The sequence below is a fragment of the Gordonia desulfuricans NBRC 100010 genome (genome assembly GCF_001485495.1).
Taxonomy (GTDB): Bacteria; Actinomycetota; Actinomycetes; order Mycobacteriales; family Mycobacteriaceae; genus Gordonia; species Gordonia desulfuricans.
This window is the reverse complement of record NZ_BCNF01000160.1, coordinates 1-14898: the sequence shown is the minus strand read 5'-3', so window position 1 is coordinate 14898 and position 14898 is coordinate 1. Positions and strand designations below refer to the sequence as shown.

The following is a 14898-nucleotide window of genomic DNA, read 5'->3' as shown; positions in this document are numbered from 1 at the left end:
GCCGACAAGGAGCGAAGCGACGAGTCGAGTCGAAACCTCAGACAGCCGACATCGCCAACCCAACCACCTCCGAAGTGCTCACCACCCGACGCAGGCTGCGGAGATCTCGACACGGGTCCTCGCTACGCTCGGTCCCGGCTCGATCACCAACAAAGGCGCCGGCCGACGTCCCCGACGCAACCACCTCCGACTCAGCCCCACCTACCGCCGACTCAAGGTCAGGGAGAAGTCGCCGAACGGGTCGGTCCATGTGTCGACCTGTGCGAGACCGGCAGATGCCAGTTCCTCGTGTAACGCCGACAACTCGAACTTGGTGCTGATCTCGGTGAGGATCTCGGTGCCGGCGGCGAGGTCCCAGTCACGTTCCAGCGCCGCGAACGTGGCATGGACGGGACGCCGTGCGCGCAACCACATCTCGATCCGGTGGCGGACCGGATTCCATCGTGCGATGTGGTCGAAGTCGTCGGTGTAGAGCCCGGTGGCGCCGAGTCCGGTGCGGAGCACCTCGATCATGTTGCGGTTGAAATCGGCGGTGACGCCGGCCTTGTCGTTGTAGGCGGCGACGAGTCGACCGGTGTCCTTGATCAGGTCGGCACCGAGCAGGAAGTAGTCGCCGGGGGTGAGTGCGGATGCCACCCGGGTGAAGAAGACACCGCGATCGTCGTCGTCGAAGTTGCCGATGGTGCCGCCGAGGAACACCGCGACGCGCGGGCCGTCGGCGTGCGGCAGGGTGAGATGGGGCTGGGTGAAATCGGCTTCCACCGGCCGGATCTCGATGGTCGGATAGTCGCGGGCGAGGATCGCCGACGATTCGGCGAGCATGGGCGCACTCACGTCCACCGGGACGTAGGTGAACGGCCGCCCGGCGGCACTGAAGGCGTCGAGCAGCAACCGGGTCTTGGTGGATGTGCCGGAACCGAATTCGACCATCATCACCGACTCCGTCTCGGCGACGATCTCGCCGGCCCGGTCGGTGAGGATCGACGTCTCCCGTCGGGTCGGATAGTACTCTGGCAGCCGGGTGATCTCGTCGAAGAGTCTGCTGCCGCGGCCGTCGTAGAGCCACTTCGTCGGCAGGACCGGTGGATCGAGCCACAATCCGACCGATGCGTCGGCGGCGAGCGCCGAGTCGAGTTGCACGGTCACCGCGCGAGTCTCAGACCGGCGAACACCCAGCGCGACGGTGCGGGGAAGAAGTTCCGGTAGGTCACCCGCTCGTGCCCGGCCGGTGTGATCGCGCTCGCCCCGCGCAGGACATGCTGGTCGGACATGAACTTTCCGTTGTACTCGCCGACCGCCCCGTTGGCGGGGACGAATCCCGGATAGGGCAGGTAGGCACTCGACGTCCATTCCCAGACGTCGCCGATCATCGCGCCACCGGCCGGGCCCGGATGGCATCGCTCCGGGTCCAGCAGCATCGCGCGCCGGTCGTCGACGGCGAGAGCCGCCGTCTCCCATTCGAACTCGGTGGGCAGTCGCGCGCCGGCCCAGCGGGCAAAGGCATCGGCCTCGTAGAAGGAGACGTGCAGGACGGGTTCGTCGAGCACGAGCCGTCGCCTCCCCGACAACGTGAACGTGGTCCATCCGTCGTCGTCGAAGTGCCAGTATCCCGGTGCGTGCCGGCCGGTTTGCCGGATGTGTGCCCATCCGTCGGAGAGCCACAGCTCGGGGCGGCGATACCCGTCGTCGGCGATGAACTCCAGCCAGTCGGCGTTGGTGACCGCACGGTCGGCGATCTCGAAGTCCTCGAGGAACACCCGATGCCGGGGCCCTTCGTTGTCGTAGGAGAAACCCGTTCCGGCGGCGCCGATCTCGACCACACCCCCGGACACCGACCGCCAGCCGAACGGTGGCGGGGTCCGGGAGGGGTCGGGGTCACGGTCGACGTAGAGCGGACCGGGTGTCAGCGGGATGGTGGAGAACAGGTGCTTGATGTCCATCAGCAGCAGTTCCTGGTGCTGCTGTTCGTGATTGCATCCGAGTTCGATCAGGTCGAGGGCCTCGTCGTCGAGGGTCCCGCGCTGCAGGGCCTCCTCCATCGCCCCGTCGACGTAGTTGCGGTAGTGGGTGATGTCGTCGACGCCGGGGCGGGTCACCAGCCCGCGGTCGGGACGCGGATGTCGCTCACCGACCGCCTCGTAGTAGCTGTTGAACAGGTAGCGGTAGCTCTCGTCGTAGACGACGTAGGCGGGGTCGCGGCGCAGCACGAACTCCTCGAAGAACCAGGTGACGTGGGCGCGATGCCATTTCGCCGGGCTGGCCTCGGTCATCGACTGCGGTGTCTGGTCTTCGGCCGACAACCGCGACGACAACCGGTCGGTGAGTTCGCGGACCGCTCGAAACCTTTGCGCAGGAGAGCTTTCCGGAATGGTGTGGACGGACTGGGTGATGCTCACTGGAGTTCCTCCCGTGACGCTGGGACACCGCTCGGACACAGGGGCACCACGCCCCGTCTGATCCATGGTTCCCACGCCCGTCCAGGCTGTCAACGTCGGTCCCCCGACCGACACACCGCGGAGGTCGTCACCCCGAGGGGCGACGCACCACCGAAGAGGCCCCCACCGAGATCACCGGCGTCCGCCTCGACGACCTGATCACCGTCATCCGCAGGGCTCACGACGGCCTCCCCGACCGGCCCACCGATGCCATGTCCCGATCACCTCGACGACGCGGCCAAGACCGTCCTGGAGGACACCGTGCAGACCGCTCACGGCCTCGGGCACGACGACGTGGGCACAGCGCACCTGCGGTCGCTGTTCGTCGACCCGGCCATCGGGGCGCGCCCGGGCGACCTCGGCCTCGATCGTGACGGCGTGTCGCCGACCGTCGTCGAGACGCTCGTCCCTGTCCGACGATCCGCGGGCACCGAGCGGCCCACGGCCGTTCCCGTCCCGGTCAGTCCCCGTCCCGGTCAGTCCTCGTCGTCGACGATGTGGACCGCGGCCTCCTCGGCACTCGCCCCGGCCCCGTCGATACCGCAGTCGGTGGCGAGCGCCTCGGCCTCGGTGTCGGAGATGTCACCGAGATCCGGGGCCACGAGCCGCCCGGCCCGGCGGTCACCCACCTCCCCGTCGGCGGTGAACTCGTCGTCGGCGTCGGACTCGTGGGACCGCCAGTCCGCGGTCGCGTCGTCGAGCGGATCGGTGGCACCCACGTCGGGCACCTCCTCGGCGAGTCGTTCGTCGAGGGTCTCGCCGTCGCGCATCTCGCGGGCGGTCAGGCCGTGGATGGCACCCTTCGGGGCGCGATCGGGCGGCGAGTATCCCTCGTCCAGGACATCGTCGACGCCGCGGTCGTCAAGAGAATCCTCGGGCTGCAACTGGTCGTCGGCGTCCACGCTGTAGTCGCTGTCCGAGCCCTCGTCGATGGTGTCGTTCTCGTAACCGCTCATGCTTCTCACGATGCCACTCGAATCGGTCACCGTGCGTCCCGGGTTTGTGAATCAGATCACTTTTGCCGGGCTGTTCGGCGACAATGTGGGGGTGATCGAAGACATGCAGGACGAAGCCCGGGCCCTACTGCAGGCCGGCGAGTACGGTCACGCGCTCGCCGAGTTCTCGGTTCTCCGTGAGATCCGCTCCCGCCGCGAGGGCCCCTACTCGCCGATGTATCTGTCCAACCTGCACGATTCCGTGCGCTGCATGTCACAGCTGCAGCTGTGGTCGGATTCCACGCCGTTGTGCCGTGAGCTGCACGGCAAGTACGTGCGGACCCACGGCCGCGGCCAGGCCGACACGGTCGACGTCGCCAAACACTGGGCGTGGGCATTGGTGCACCTCAACGACCATCCGCCGGCCGTGCGTCTCTATCTGCTGACCGCCGACGCCCTGTGGGACATCGATCGTCCGCAGGCGCACCGGCTGCTCGGCGCGGCGCTGGCCCACCGGCACGACGTCGACCCGGAGGCCCTGGCGTCGCCGGGGACCATCGACGGCGTCGGCCTCCGTCATCTCGAGGACGTACTGGCCGATCTCCGCGATCTGCGCGCAGGCCTGCCCCGCGACGTCGAATCCGATGCCGCGGCCTTCGAACGGACGACGATCGACGGCCTGGTGGCCTGAGCCACCCGACCGCCGATCCAGCTCACCGTGAGTGCGCCGCTACGACCCGACCCGGGAACCGCCGCGCAGCCGGGCGATGTGCCCGTCCACGGCGAATCCGCCGGCGGTGACGAAGCCCACCGCGACGAGTCCGGCGATCAGCGCGAGCGGGAACTCGTAACCGCCGTCGGAGTTCCAGAATCCGGCATCCCAGTGCACCGTGGCGATGGCGCCGATCATGTCGATGATCAGCAGGGTCGCGACCAGCGGCAGGGCGACACCCAGGATCAGCAGGATGCCGCCGATCAGTTCGACCCAGGTGGCGAAGTACGCCGAGAAGGTCGGTGCCGGAACACCGACCGAGTCGAAGAACGCCGTGGTGGCGTCGATGCCGTTGTTGAGCTTCTGCACGCCGTGGCTGATGAAGATGATGCCGAGGATCACTCGCGACACCAGCAAGGCAATGCTTCGTGGTCCGTACATGTCTGTCCCTTTCGAAGTTCTGCCCGCCACGGTATACGGACTGTGGTCCGTTTATCAACCGCGGGCTGTCGCCCGGTGACCCTGCGCGCTGCCGGGTAGTCTGCAGTGGCCGGTCCGCCGCCATCGACGGGTCCGGATCAGCCAGCAGACGAGGAGGGGTGCGTGCCGGGTAAGTCGGGCAAGAGCCCACGACAGCCGGTGCTCGGATCGCCGACCGATGTACTCGATCCGTACCTTCCACACAACGGAAACCTCGGGTACCGCATCTCCCGGTACGACCTGGAACTCGAGTACAAGGTGGCGAGCAACCGGCTCGAGGGCACCGCCACACTCACCGCGACCTCGCACATCCACCTGCGACGGTTCAGCCTCGATCTGGCCAACACCCTCAACGTGACACGGATCGCCGTCGACGACAAACGCGTGCGGTACTCCCATCGCAACCACAAGCTGACGATCACCCTGGCCACCCCGATCCCGCCGGGTGCGGCGATGACGATCGTGGTCCGCTACACCGGTTCCCCCCGACCCATCCGTGGCGCCTGGGGCGAGGTCGGCTGGGAGGAACTCACCGACGGCGCCCTGTGCGCCAATCAGCCCAACGGTGCGGCGTCGTGGTTCCCGTGCGACGACCACCCGATCGCCAAGGCCCCCTATCGCATCTCGATCACCACCGACAGCCCGTACTACGCGCTGGCCAACGGGGTCCTCGAGTCCAAGCGGGTGCGTGCGGCGCAGACCACCTGGGTCTATCACCAGGTGGAGCCGATGCCCACTTATCTGGCGTCGATCCAGATCGGTCAGTACCGGAAGGAAACGCTGGCCACCAAACCGATTCCGGTGGACGCGATCTACCCGCCCCGGCTCAAGCACGACTTCGGCCACGACTTCGGCCGCCAGATCGAGATGATCGAGGCCTTCGTCGAGATGTTCGGCCCGTACCCGTTCCCGCGGTACTCCGTCGTCATCACCGACGACCCGCTCGACATCCCGATCGAGGCGCAGTCGTTCTCCACCTTCGGCGCCAACCACTGCGACGGCACCCGCGACGCCGAGCGGCTGATCGCCCACGAACTCGCCCACCAGTGGTTCGGCAACTCGGTGACCCTCGCGCGCTGGCGCGACATCTGGCTGCACGAGGGATTCGCCTGCTACGCCGAGTGGTTGTGGAGTCAGCGGTCCGGTGGGCGCAGCGCCGACGAATGGGCCCGCCACTACTACGCCAAGCTGGCGGCGGCCCCGGTGCGCGTGCCGCTGGCCGATCCGACGCCGCGCAGGATGTTCGACGACTGGGTGTACAAACGCGGCGCGATCACCTTGCACGCCTTGCGTCTGACCATCGGCGACGGCAACTTCTTCGCACTGCTGCAACGGTGGACGGAGAAGTACCGCTACGGCTCGGTGACCACCGAGGACTTCATCGCGCTGGCCGCGAACTACTCGTCGATCCCCCTGCACGACCTGTGGCAGCGCTGGCTGTTCACCCCTGCGCTCCCGCCGTACCCGGGACCCTCCTGACCGCGCCGGACATGGCCGACCCGACACCCTCGCCGACCGGACCGGAACCGACCGGATCGGGGTCACCGCCGGGCGCCCTCGGACGCGTCACCGTGGCCACCGCGATCGCCGCGGTGTCGGGGTATCTGGTGCTGCTCATCGCCGCACGGGCCCTCGGCCCCGGCGGTTACGCCGTGTTCGCGGTGTTCTGGGCGGCCTACGGACTGGTCACCGGCACCCAGAACGGCCAGTTGCAGGAGACCACCCGGGCGATCCGTGCAGCCGGCTCCCCCATCACCGGGCCGACCACCACCGGGACGACCACCACGAGCACGGGGACCGGCGGCCGGCACCCGCGGGCCCGGCCCCTGCGGGTCAACCTCGGTATCGGTGTCGGGCTGGCCGTCGCCGTCGCGGTGACCGCACCGTTGTGGAGCGGGGCGGTCTTCGACGCCCACCGCTGGCTGTCGGTGGTGCTGTTGGCGTGTGGTGTGGCCTCTTTCGCGGTCTACGCACACCTGTCCGGCGCGCTGTCGGGGACGCTGTCATGGGGCGTCTTCGCCGTCCTGCTGTCGGTGGATGCACTGATCCGGCTGGCCGGCGCCGGCCTGGCCCTGGCGCTCGGCTGGGATACGACGGCATTCCTGGTGATCACCGTGATCGGGTCGGTGTCGTGGATGCTGCTGTTGCTCGGCTCGGCCCGCGCACGGGCGGTGGTCAACAGCCCCGCCGACGTCGGCACCCGCACCTTCACCGTGCAGACCCTCACCGCGATGGCCGCCGCCGCCGCGAGTGCGGTGGTGGTGATGGGTTTCCCGGTGCTGATCTCGCTCACCTCCCGGGCCGCCGACGACCCCGACGTGGTGGGCGCGGTGATCCTGGCCATCACCCTGACGCGCGCACCACTGCTGGTGCCGCTGAACAGTTTTCAGGGGGTGCTGATCTCCCGGTTCGTCGCCGCGCGCCATCGTCTGGTCGCCTCGGCGGCGCTGCCGCTGGCCGCGGTCACCGCGATCGGGGTGGTCGGTGCCGGACTGGCCGCGCTGGTCGGCCCGTGGCTGCTGCGGGTGGTCTTCGGTGCCGGTTTCCGGCTCGACGGCACCGCCCTGGCGTTGTTCACCCTCGGCGCCACCGCGCTGGCCCTGCTCACCATCACCGGTGCGGCGGCCCTCGCCGTCGGCGCGCACCGGCTGTATGCGATCGGCTGGTGGTGTGCGACGGTCGCGTCGGTACTCCTGCTGCTCCTGCCGATCGCGGTCACCGACCGTGTGGCGCTGGCCCTGATCTGTGGTCCCCTGATCGGGATCGCGGTGCACCTGATCGCCCTGCCCCGGGTGCCACGCCACATGGACAGCCAAGACCCGGCAGATGGCGTAGCTTGACCTCGTGTGAGATACCGTCAGACGCTGCGCGGACACACCTACGAGTTCACCGGTCTCGTGGATGTGCTGGCCAAGGCCACCCCGGCGCGTTCCGGTGACGAATTGGCCGGGTGCGCAGCCGAATCCGATGCGCAGCGCGCTGCGGCCGCATGGGTGCTCGCCGATCTGCCGCTGACGGTCTTCCTGGAGCAGGCGGTGGTGCCGTACGAGACCGACGAGATCACCCGCCTGATCATCGACACCCACGACCGGACCGCGTTCGCGCCGCTCGCCCAGCTCACGGTCGGAGGTCTGCGCGACTGGCTGCTGGAGCAGGTCGTCGCCCCCGACGGTGCCCGGCGCCTCCGCGAGGTGGGTCCGGGCCTGACCCCGGAAATGGTTGCGGCGGTGAGCAAGTTGATGCGCAACCAGGATCTGGTCGCCGTCGCCCGGCGGATCGAGGTGACCGCCGCCTTCCGCACCACCATCGGCGTGCCCGGACGGCTGGCCACCCGCCTGCAGCCCAACCACCCCACCGACGACCCCCGTGGGATCGCCGCCGGGATGCTCGACGGCCTGCTGCTCGGCAGCGGTGACGCGGTGGTCGGGATCAACCCCGCCACCGACTCCCCGCAGGCCACCACCGCGCTGCTCGAACTGCTCGACGACATCCGGATGCGCTACGACATCCCGATGCAGTCGTGTGTGCTCTCGCACGTCACCACCACCATCGGGCTGATCGAGCAGGGCGCCCCGGTCGACCTGGTGTTCCAGTCGGTGGCCGGCACCGAGGGCGCCAACCGCGGTTTCGGCGTCGACCTGGCGATCCTGCGGGAGGCCGACGAGGCGGGCCGCTCGCTGGGGCGCGGCACCGTCGGCAGCAACGTGATGTATCTGGAGACCGGGCAGGGATCGGCGTTGTCGGCGGGAGCGCACCTGGGTACCGATGGGCGGCCGGTCGACCAGCAGACCCTGGAGGCCCGCGCCTACGCCGTCGCCCGGGAGCTGCGGCCGTTGCTGGTCAACACCGTCGTCGGGTTCATCGGCCCGGAGTATCTCTACGACGGCAAGCAGATCATCCGTGCCGGCCTCGAGGACCACTTCTGCGGCAAGCTCCTCGGCCTGCCGATGGGCGTCGACGTGTGTTACACCAACCACGCCGAGGCCGACCAGAACGACATGGACACGCTGTTGAGCCTGCTCGGGCTGGCCGGGGTGGCCTTCGTGATCACCGTGCCCGGCGCCGACGACATCATGCTCGGATATCAGAGCCTCTCGTTCCACGATGCGCTGTATCTGCGGAATGTGTTGGGCCTGAGGGCAGCTCCGGAGTTCGAGACGTGGCTGCAACGGCAGGGGATGGCCGATTCGGGCGGTCGCATCCTGCCGCTGGATCCGTCGCAGTCGCCGTTGCGCGGGCTGGCCGCGTCATGAGTTCCCCCGAGTTCCCGGACCCCTGGAATCCCCTGCGCGGATACACCCAGGCACGAATCGGGCTGCAGCGCAACGGTTATGCCTCCTCCACCGCCGATCTGCTACGGTTCCAGGCCGACCACGCCGCGGCCCGGGATGCGGTGCACACCCCACTCGACGTCGACGCCCTGACCGTCGGCCTGCGCGGGCTGGGGCTCGGCGAACCCGCCGTGGTGGCCGGGCGCGCCGCATCACGCGCGGAGTATCTGCGACGCCCCGATCTCGGCCGTCTGCCCGCCGATCTCGGCGCCCTCACCCCACCCGACGGCGGAGCCGATGTGGGAATCGTTGTGGCCGACGGCCTCTCGGCGACGGCGGTGAGCACTCACGCGGTGGCGCTGACCGCGGCCATCGTCGACGCCCTCACCCCGGATCTGCAGGTGGCGGCACCGGTCGTCGCGACCGGCGCACGGGTGGCCCTCGGCGACCACATCGGTGAGGTGCTGGGCGTGCAGACCCTGCTGGTGATCATCGGTGAGCGCCCAGGCCTGTCGGTCGCCGACAGCCTCGGCATCTACCTGACCCACCTGCCCCGACCCGGGCGACGCGATTCCGAACGCAACTGCATCTCCAACGTGCACCCGCCCGACGGCCTCGGCTACGTCCAGGCCGCCCGGATCGTGCGGGCCCTGGTCGACGGGGCCCGCCGGCTCGGGGCATCGGGTGTGGCCCTGAAGGACACCTCCGACCGCACCGCACTCGACCCGATGCCCGGCGATACCGAAGGAGGCGACACCGCATCGTGACGACCCACTCCTCCACCGGACCAGACCTGCCGGCCGGCGGTGGCCTGCGGGCCCGCAAGGCCGCGGTCGCCGCGGGATATGCCGCACAGGGCCTCGGTTATGCGGCGGTGATGACCGCGCTGCCCACCTTCCAGGACACGTGGGGCATCGACGAGACCGGGGTGTCGCTGATCCTGCTGGGTACGTGCGTGATGGCCGGACTCGGTTCGGTGGCCGCCGATTTCCTCGCGGTCCGCCGCGGCAGCCGGGTCGCGGTGTGTGCCGCGCTCGCCGTCCAGACCGTCGCGATCGCGACCATGGCACTCGCCCCGGCGTACGGGGTGTTCCTGGCCGCGGTGATCGTCTACGGAATCGGGCTGGGCACCATGGACGCCGCGGTCAACATGCAGGGCACCATGCTCGAGGCCCGCACGGGCATCGCCCATCTGGGCCGGTTCTATGCCGCCTACACCGCGGCCGCGGCACTCGGTGCGGTGGCGATGAGCGGATTCCTGTCGTCCTCGGCGGGCGCGGTGGGTGCGCTGTTCACCGCCGCCGTGGTGCAGATCGCGGTCGCGGCGTTCGGATTCGGGGCGCTCGACCCGTCGCGGGAACGCGCCGCCCCGAAGACCGATCCGCGGGCCGCCGACGACGCGCGGCCGGTCCTGCCGCGTCGCGCGATCTGGGTGGTCGGGATCGTGCTGATGGCCGCGTACATGCTGGACTCGGCGGTGTCGACGTGGAGCACCGTCTATCTCACCGAGACCTTCGACGGTGTCGCCCGCCTCGCCCCCCTCGGATATGCGCTCTACCAGGCCACCACGCTGATCTCACGGCTGCTCACCGACCGGCTGGAGATGCGGTGGGGGGTGACCCGGCTGGCGATCGCCGCGATCGTCATCGGGCTCGCCGGATGCATCGTCGTCGCTGCGGTCCCCACCTTCGCCGGTGCGGTCACCGGTTTCGCGATCGCCGGCGTGGCCGTCGGCATGCTGGTGCCGGTGACATTCGCCGCCGCCGGCCGCATCCTGCCCGCCCGCCGCGACGAGGTGATCGCGCGGGTCAACCTGTTCAACTACGTCGGCGTGATCCTGGGTGCGGTCACCATCGGCGCGATCGCGTCCGGCTCCGGTATCGGACCGGCGTTCCTGATCCCCGCGGCGGGTCTGCTCGCGGTGATCCCGGCCGTACGCCGGATCCACGCGCACACCGGTTCGGTGGTCGCCGGCCGGTCAGCGGCCGGTCAGTCGCCGGCCGATCAGTCACCGGCCGATCAGTCACCGGCCGATCAGTCACCGTCGAGGTAGGTACGCAGCATCGACTCGAGTTCGTCGAGCAGGGCGAGGTCGGGTTCGTCGCCGCCGAAGGCCTCGTGCATCACCGCATCGGTGGCCGTGAACACCACACGTGCGGCCACCGCATCGGTGCGGCGGACGCCGCACGCGACCATGAGTTCGTGCACCTTGGCGGCCATGCGGTTCTTGTGCGCCCGGCCGGCGTCACCGGGCACCGAGGTCACCGACCGCACCAGCCGGACGATGCGTTCCTCGGAGTAGATGCGGGCGATCTGGCCGATCACCTCGGCAACCGGGTCGTCGACGTCCTCTTCGGCGACGCGGCTGATCACGACGTCCATCAGGGCCTCGATCCGACCGTGATAGCGCGCGACGAGCGCTGCGGCGATGGCCTCCCGGTCCGGCAGGTACTGATGCAGCGCTCCCGGTGACAACCCGGCGGCGTCGGCGACCCGGGTCAGGGTGAGCGCCTCGACCCCCTCGGTGGCCGCGATCCGATCCGCCGCGGCCAGCGCCCGGGACACCTTCTCGCGGGAACGCATCTGGGTCGGCGTGCGCCGCAGCGGGACCCCGCTCAGATCCTCCTGCGGGACCCCGCCCAGGCCTTCCTGCGGGACATGCCCGCCCGGCGTCTCCGCCTCTTCGGCGCTACGCTGATCGGGGTCGGTTGACACCAGGCAACCATAACCCGACTCACGGGTTACCTCCACAGAAACCAGACTTGACTTTGGTTTCCCGGGCCTTCAGGCTGAACCCCGTGTCCTCAGGCCCCTCACCTGCCGCCACCTTGCGAGAAACCGTCGCCACGGCTGCTCGACGCCTGGCCGAGTCCGGTGTATTCGTCGGTACCGCAGGCAATATCAGTGCCCGTTCCGACGACGTCGTGGCCATCACGGCATCCGGTGCGCAGTTGGGCGCCATCACCGCCGACCAGGTGACCCTGGTCACCCTCTCGGGAGAGGTCGTCGACGGCCCCCGCCCGTCGTCGGAGATCGACCTGCACCTCGGCGTGTACCGGCGCCCGGAGTTCGCCGCGATGACCTCGGTGGTCCACACCCATTCCCGCTTCGCCACCGCATTGTCGGTGGTACGCGATCACCTCCCGGTGATCCACTACCAGCAGCTGTCACTCGGTGGTGCCCTGCGTGTGGCCCCGTTCGCGACCTTCGGCACGCCCGAGCTCGCCGACGCCGTCCATCGGGCGCTGTCGGGCCGGCTCGCCGCACTGATGGCCAACCACGGCGCGGTGACCCTCGGCATGGGTGTCGACAATGCCGCCGACAACGCCCTCCTGCTGGAGTGGCTCTGCGAGATCTATTGGCATGCAAGCTCCCTGGGCACACCGAGAGAGCTCACCGAACAGCAGCAGCGCGCCGTCGTCGAGCATGCGCTGCAGATCGGCTACGGCACCGTGAGGCAGGCATGACCGAGACCGGCCTCGGGGAGCTCCTCGCCACCGGCCGCACCAGCGACATCCACGCCTGGGGCGACGACAAGGTGATCAAGGTCTTCAAGGACGACGTCGACACCGCGATGATCGCCAAGGAGATCCGCGATTCGGCCACCGTCCACCAGCTCGGTGTCACCCCGATCCGCTACCACGGTGCGGTCACCATGCCCGACGGCCGGATGGGAATCGTCGTCGACCGCCTACACGGCGACGCCCTGACCACCGTCGCCGAGCGCCGGCCGTACAAGATCGCCTCCGTCGCACGACGACTCGCGCGCGAGCACACGGCCATCCACGCCACCGCCACCACCGACTTCGACGATGTCCGCGACGTGGCCCAGAACCTTCTGCACACCTGCCCCCTGTCGGGCCTCACCCTCGGCGAGCGCGACGCGCTGCGCAGGCAGATCCAGGCACTGCCCGAGGGGAATTCGGTGCTGCATCTGGATTTCCACCCACTCAACACCTTCGAGCACGGCACCGGGATCGCGACCATCGACTGGCAGTCCACCGCATCCGGTCACCCCGCAGCCGATGTCGCCGCCACCTGTCTGCTGTTCACCGAAGCCGAACTGTTCCCCGGTATCTCGGCATTCCAGCGGGCGCTCTATCAGTCGGTGCGCCGGGTGATGCTGCGGTCCTATCTCGCCGAGTACACCCGGATCACCGGGATCAGCCGGGCCGAGATCGCACCCTGGATGACCACCGCACGCATCCTGCGGTTGGGGTGGCTCGACGTCGAGAGCGAACGCGAACCCCTGCTCACCCGTATCCGCGCGTCGATCGCGACCACCTCGTGACCGGCACAGAAGGGTCACCGAACCCTCTGCAGCGCAGCGATTTCGGCGGTCGCACCACCACCGTCGACGTCCTGGTCATCGGCGGCGGGATCACCGGTGCGACCGTGGCCTACGAGGCGGCGAGCCGCGGCCTGCAGGTGGCGCTCGTCGAGCGCGCCGACTACGGCGGGGCGACGTCGGCGGCCACCGGCAGACTCGTCCACGGCGGTCTGCGCTACCTCAAGCAGTTCGACATCGGGCTGGTGCGCGAATCGCTCGCCGAACGTCGCACCCTGATGTCGATCGCCCCCAATCTGGTGGACCCGATCGGCATGGTGCTCCCCGAGCCCGGATTGGTCGAGCGGGTCGGGCTGACCGCCTACGACCTGCTGTCCTTCGACCGTAACCGGATCGCCGATCGCTCCAAACGGATTCCGCGGCACCGGATTCTCAGTCGCGACGACTTGTCCCGGCGGGGCCTGACCGGGTTGCGGTCGGGTGCGCTGTTCCACGATGCGATGATGCCGAATCCGGAGCGGCTCACCCTGGCCTTCCTGCGCAGTGCCGGTGCCTACGGCGCACAACTGGCCAACGACGTCGCCGTGGAGACGATCATCGGTGGTGGTGGCCGCGTCGTCGGCGCGCAGGTGCGTGACGGGCGGAGCGGCCGGCAGGGCGAGATCCGGGCCCGAGTCACGGTCAACGCCACCGGCCCGTGGGCGCGTGACGTGCTGGCGAACAGCCCGGTCACCGATGTCCTCGCCCCGCCCGCCCCGCCGGTGCGGTCGGAGGGCATCTACCTGGTCACCCGGCAGCTGTCGACGACGATGGTGCTCACCGTGTCCGGGCACAGCCATTTCAGCGTGGCGCCGTGGCGCGGCCTGAGCCTGATCGGCCCCACCGAGACGCCCTATCACGGCGACGTCGACGACTGGCGGCTCACCCGCTCATCGATCGACGACTTCCTCGAGACGGTCAACACCACCTCGATGCTGCCGGTGCAGCTGGGACCCGACGACGTACTCGCCGCCTACGGCGGGTTGCGTCCGCTGACCGAGCAGACCTCCACCGACACCTACAACGCCAGTCGCGCATCGGAACTCGTCGATCACCGCGCCGACGGACTCGACGGCATCGTGTCGGCGACCGGCGGCAAGTACACCACGTCGCGGGCCTTCGCCGAGAGCACTGTGGACACCCTCGCCGCGATCGGCGGCCTGCAGGTACGGCCGAGTACGTCGGCCACGGCGATCCTGGTCGGCTGCGCCGCGTCCGACGCCGACTCCGGCATCGTCGAACAGCTCTACGGCGGTGCCGCACCCGCGGTGCATGCACTCGCCGACGAGGACTCGCGGCTGGCGCGCATCGTCACCCACGACGGCATCCCACTGGCCGCCCTCGCCTACTCCGCACGCTTCGAGTCGCCGCGGTCACTGTCCGACCTGTTGTTGCGCCGCACCGGGATCGGCACGGTCGGACTCCCCGCCGACGACGACCTGGCCGAGATGGCGGCCGTCGCCGGCGCGGAACTCGGCTGGGATGACACCCGGATCGACGCGGAGATCAAGGCGAGCCGCGCCGAACTCAGCGTTCCCGACCACTGACCACCGCGGCGTTGTCAGACCCGGGACCGAGCCGAAACCAGGTGAGACGAGCATGTCCGCAACCACCTCGGGCGACGGTGTCATCCTGAACATCCACTACCGCAGCATATTTCGATGGTTGAGCCGGGACCGAGCCGCGAGGCGAGGACCCGTGTCGAAACCCGGTGAGACGATGATGCCCGCAACCGGCC

14 protein-coding genes are annotated in these 14898 nt (G+C 69.3%); 9 read left to right on the top strand and 5 right to left on the bottom strand.

What is annotated here, in order from left to right:
* Positions 1-201: 201 nt before the first annotated feature.
* The 3 genes from egtD to GD1_RS21950 form a co-directional block, all read right to left on the bottom strand.
* Positions 202-1146: an L-histidine N(alpha)-methyltransferase gene (gene egtD, locus GD1_RS21960; protein WP_059039570.1), complete on the bottom strand. Its 945-nt coding sequence runs from the start codon at positions 1144-1146 to the stop codon at positions 202-204.
* On the bottom strand, positions 1143-2396 hold the full coding sequence (egtB, locus tag GD1_RS21955; RefSeq protein WP_059039568.1) for an ergothioneine biosynthesis protein EgtB: 1254 nt from the start codon (positions 2394-2396) through the stop codon (positions 1143-1145). The genes egtD and egtB overlap by 4 nt, the downstream gene beginning before the upstream one ends.
* A gap of 515 nt (positions 2397-2911) precedes the next feature.
* The gene (locus GD1_RS21950) at positions 2912-3391 is read right to left on the bottom strand and encodes a DUF5709 domain-containing protein (RefSeq protein ID WP_059039566.1); all 480 of its coding nucleotides are present in this window, start codon (positions 3389-3391) and stop codon (positions 2912-2914) included.
* Between the two features lie 91 nt (positions 3392-3482).
* Here GD1_RS21950 and GD1_RS21945 point away from each other — a divergent pair, with 91 nt between their 5' ends.
* Complete coding sequence (locus GD1_RS21945; protein ID WP_059039575.1) at positions 3483-4061, top strand: hypothetical protein; 579 nt, start codon at positions 3483-3485, stop codon at positions 4059-4061.
* Between the two features lie 39 nt (positions 4062-4100).
* On the opposite strand, the gene GD1_RS21940 is transcribed toward GD1_RS21945, so the two are convergent.
* A complete protein-coding gene (locus tag GD1_RS21940; protein WP_059039565.1) occupies positions 4101-4523 on the bottom strand; it encodes a DoxX family protein in 423 nt (140 codons plus the stop codon).
* A gap of 162 nt (positions 4524-4685) precedes the next feature.
* Here GD1_RS21940 and GD1_RS21935 point away from each other — a divergent pair, with 162 nt between their 5' ends.
* The 5 genes from GD1_RS21935 to GD1_RS21915 are packed head-to-tail and all read left to right on the top strand — an operon-like array spanning position 4686 to position 10886.
* Positions 4686-6041 carry a M1 family metallopeptidase gene (locus GD1_RS21935; protein ID WP_053777177.1) on the top strand — a complete coding sequence of 452 codons (1356 nt, stop codon included), beginning with the start codon at positions 4686-4688 and terminating at the stop codon, positions 6039-6041.
* Positions 6042-6052: 11 nt separating this feature from the next.
* Positions 6053-7402: a lipopolysaccharide biosynthesis protein gene (locus tag GD1_RS21930; protein WP_059039563.1), complete on the top strand. Its 1350-nt coding sequence runs from the start codon at positions 6053-6055 to the stop codon at positions 7400-7402.
* Positions 7403-7408: 6 nt separating this feature from the next.
* Positions 7409-8815, top strand: coding sequence for an ethanolamine ammonia-lyase subunit EutB (locus GD1_RS21925; RefSeq protein WP_059039562.1), 1407 nt, complete (start codon positions 7409-7411; stop codon positions 8813-8815).
* On the top strand, positions 8812-9600 hold the full coding sequence (gene eutC, locus GD1_RS21920; RefSeq protein ID WP_059039561.1) for an ethanolamine ammonia-lyase subunit EutC: 789 nt from the start codon (positions 8812-8814) through the stop codon (positions 9598-9600). The genes GD1_RS21925 and eutC overlap by 4 nt, the downstream gene beginning before the upstream one ends.
* Positions 9597-10886: an MFS transporter gene (locus tag GD1_RS21915; protein ID WP_244882956.1), complete on the top strand. Its 1290-nt coding sequence runs from the start codon at positions 9597-9599 to the stop codon at positions 10884-10886. The genes eutC and GD1_RS21915 overlap by 4 nt, the downstream gene beginning before the upstream one ends.
* On the opposite strand, the gene GD1_RS21910 is transcribed toward GD1_RS21915, so the two are convergent.
* Positions 10868-11548 (bottom strand): TetR family transcriptional regulator, encoded by a 681-nt coding sequence (locus GD1_RS21910; RefSeq protein WP_244882954.1) that lies wholly within the window; start codon positions 11546-11548, stop codon positions 10868-10870. The two genes, GD1_RS21915 and GD1_RS21910, sit on opposite strands and share 19 nt — an antisense overlap.
* A gap of 83 nt (positions 11549-11631) precedes the next feature.
* Here GD1_RS21910 and GD1_RS21905 point away from each other — a divergent pair, with 83 nt between their 5' ends.
* Genes GD1_RS21905 through GD1_RS21895 form a run of 3 tightly spaced genes read left to right on the top strand, consistent with a single transcriptional unit; the run spans position 11632 to position 14707 of the window.
* On the top strand, positions 11632-12300 hold the full coding sequence (locus GD1_RS21905) for a class II aldolase/adducin family protein (protein WP_174519096.1): 669 nt from the start codon (positions 11632-11634) through the stop codon (positions 12298-12300).
* Positions 12297-13124 carry a phosphotransferase family protein gene (locus GD1_RS21900; protein WP_059039559.1) on the top strand — a complete coding sequence of 276 codons (828 nt, stop codon included), beginning with the start codon at positions 12297-12299 and terminating at the stop codon, positions 13122-13124. The genes GD1_RS21905 and GD1_RS21900 overlap by 4 nt, the downstream gene beginning before the upstream one ends.
* Entirely contained in the window at positions 13121-14707 is a 1587-nt protein-coding gene (locus tag GD1_RS21895) for a glycerol-3-phosphate dehydrogenase/oxidase (RefSeq protein ID WP_244882952.1), read from the top strand. The genes GD1_RS21900 and GD1_RS21895 overlap by 4 nt, the downstream gene beginning before the upstream one ends.
* The last annotated feature ends 191 nt before the right edge of the window (positions 14708-14898 follow it).

Excerpts from the sequence above, each read along its gene's own strand:
- GD1_RS21930 (WP_059039563.1), top strand. The coding sequence starts at position 6,053 with ATGGCCGACCCGACACCCTCGCCGACCGGACCGGAACCGACCGGATCG.
- GD1_RS21950 (WP_059039566.1), bottom strand. The coding sequence starts at position 3,391 with ATGAGCGGTTACGAGAACGACACCATCGACGAGGGCTCGGACAGCGAC.
- GD1_RS21940 (WP_059039565.1), bottom strand. The coding sequence starts at position 4,523 with ATGTACGGACCACGAAGCATTGCCTTGCTGGTGTCGCGAGTGATCCTC.
- eutC (WP_059039561.1), top strand. The coding sequence starts at position 8,812 with ATGAGTTCCCCCGAGTTCCCGGACCCCTGGAATCCCCTGCGCGGATAC.
- GD1_RS21900 (WP_059039559.1), top strand. The coding sequence starts at position 12,297 with ATGACCGAGACCGGCCTCGGGGAGCTCCTCGCCACCGGCCGCACCAGC.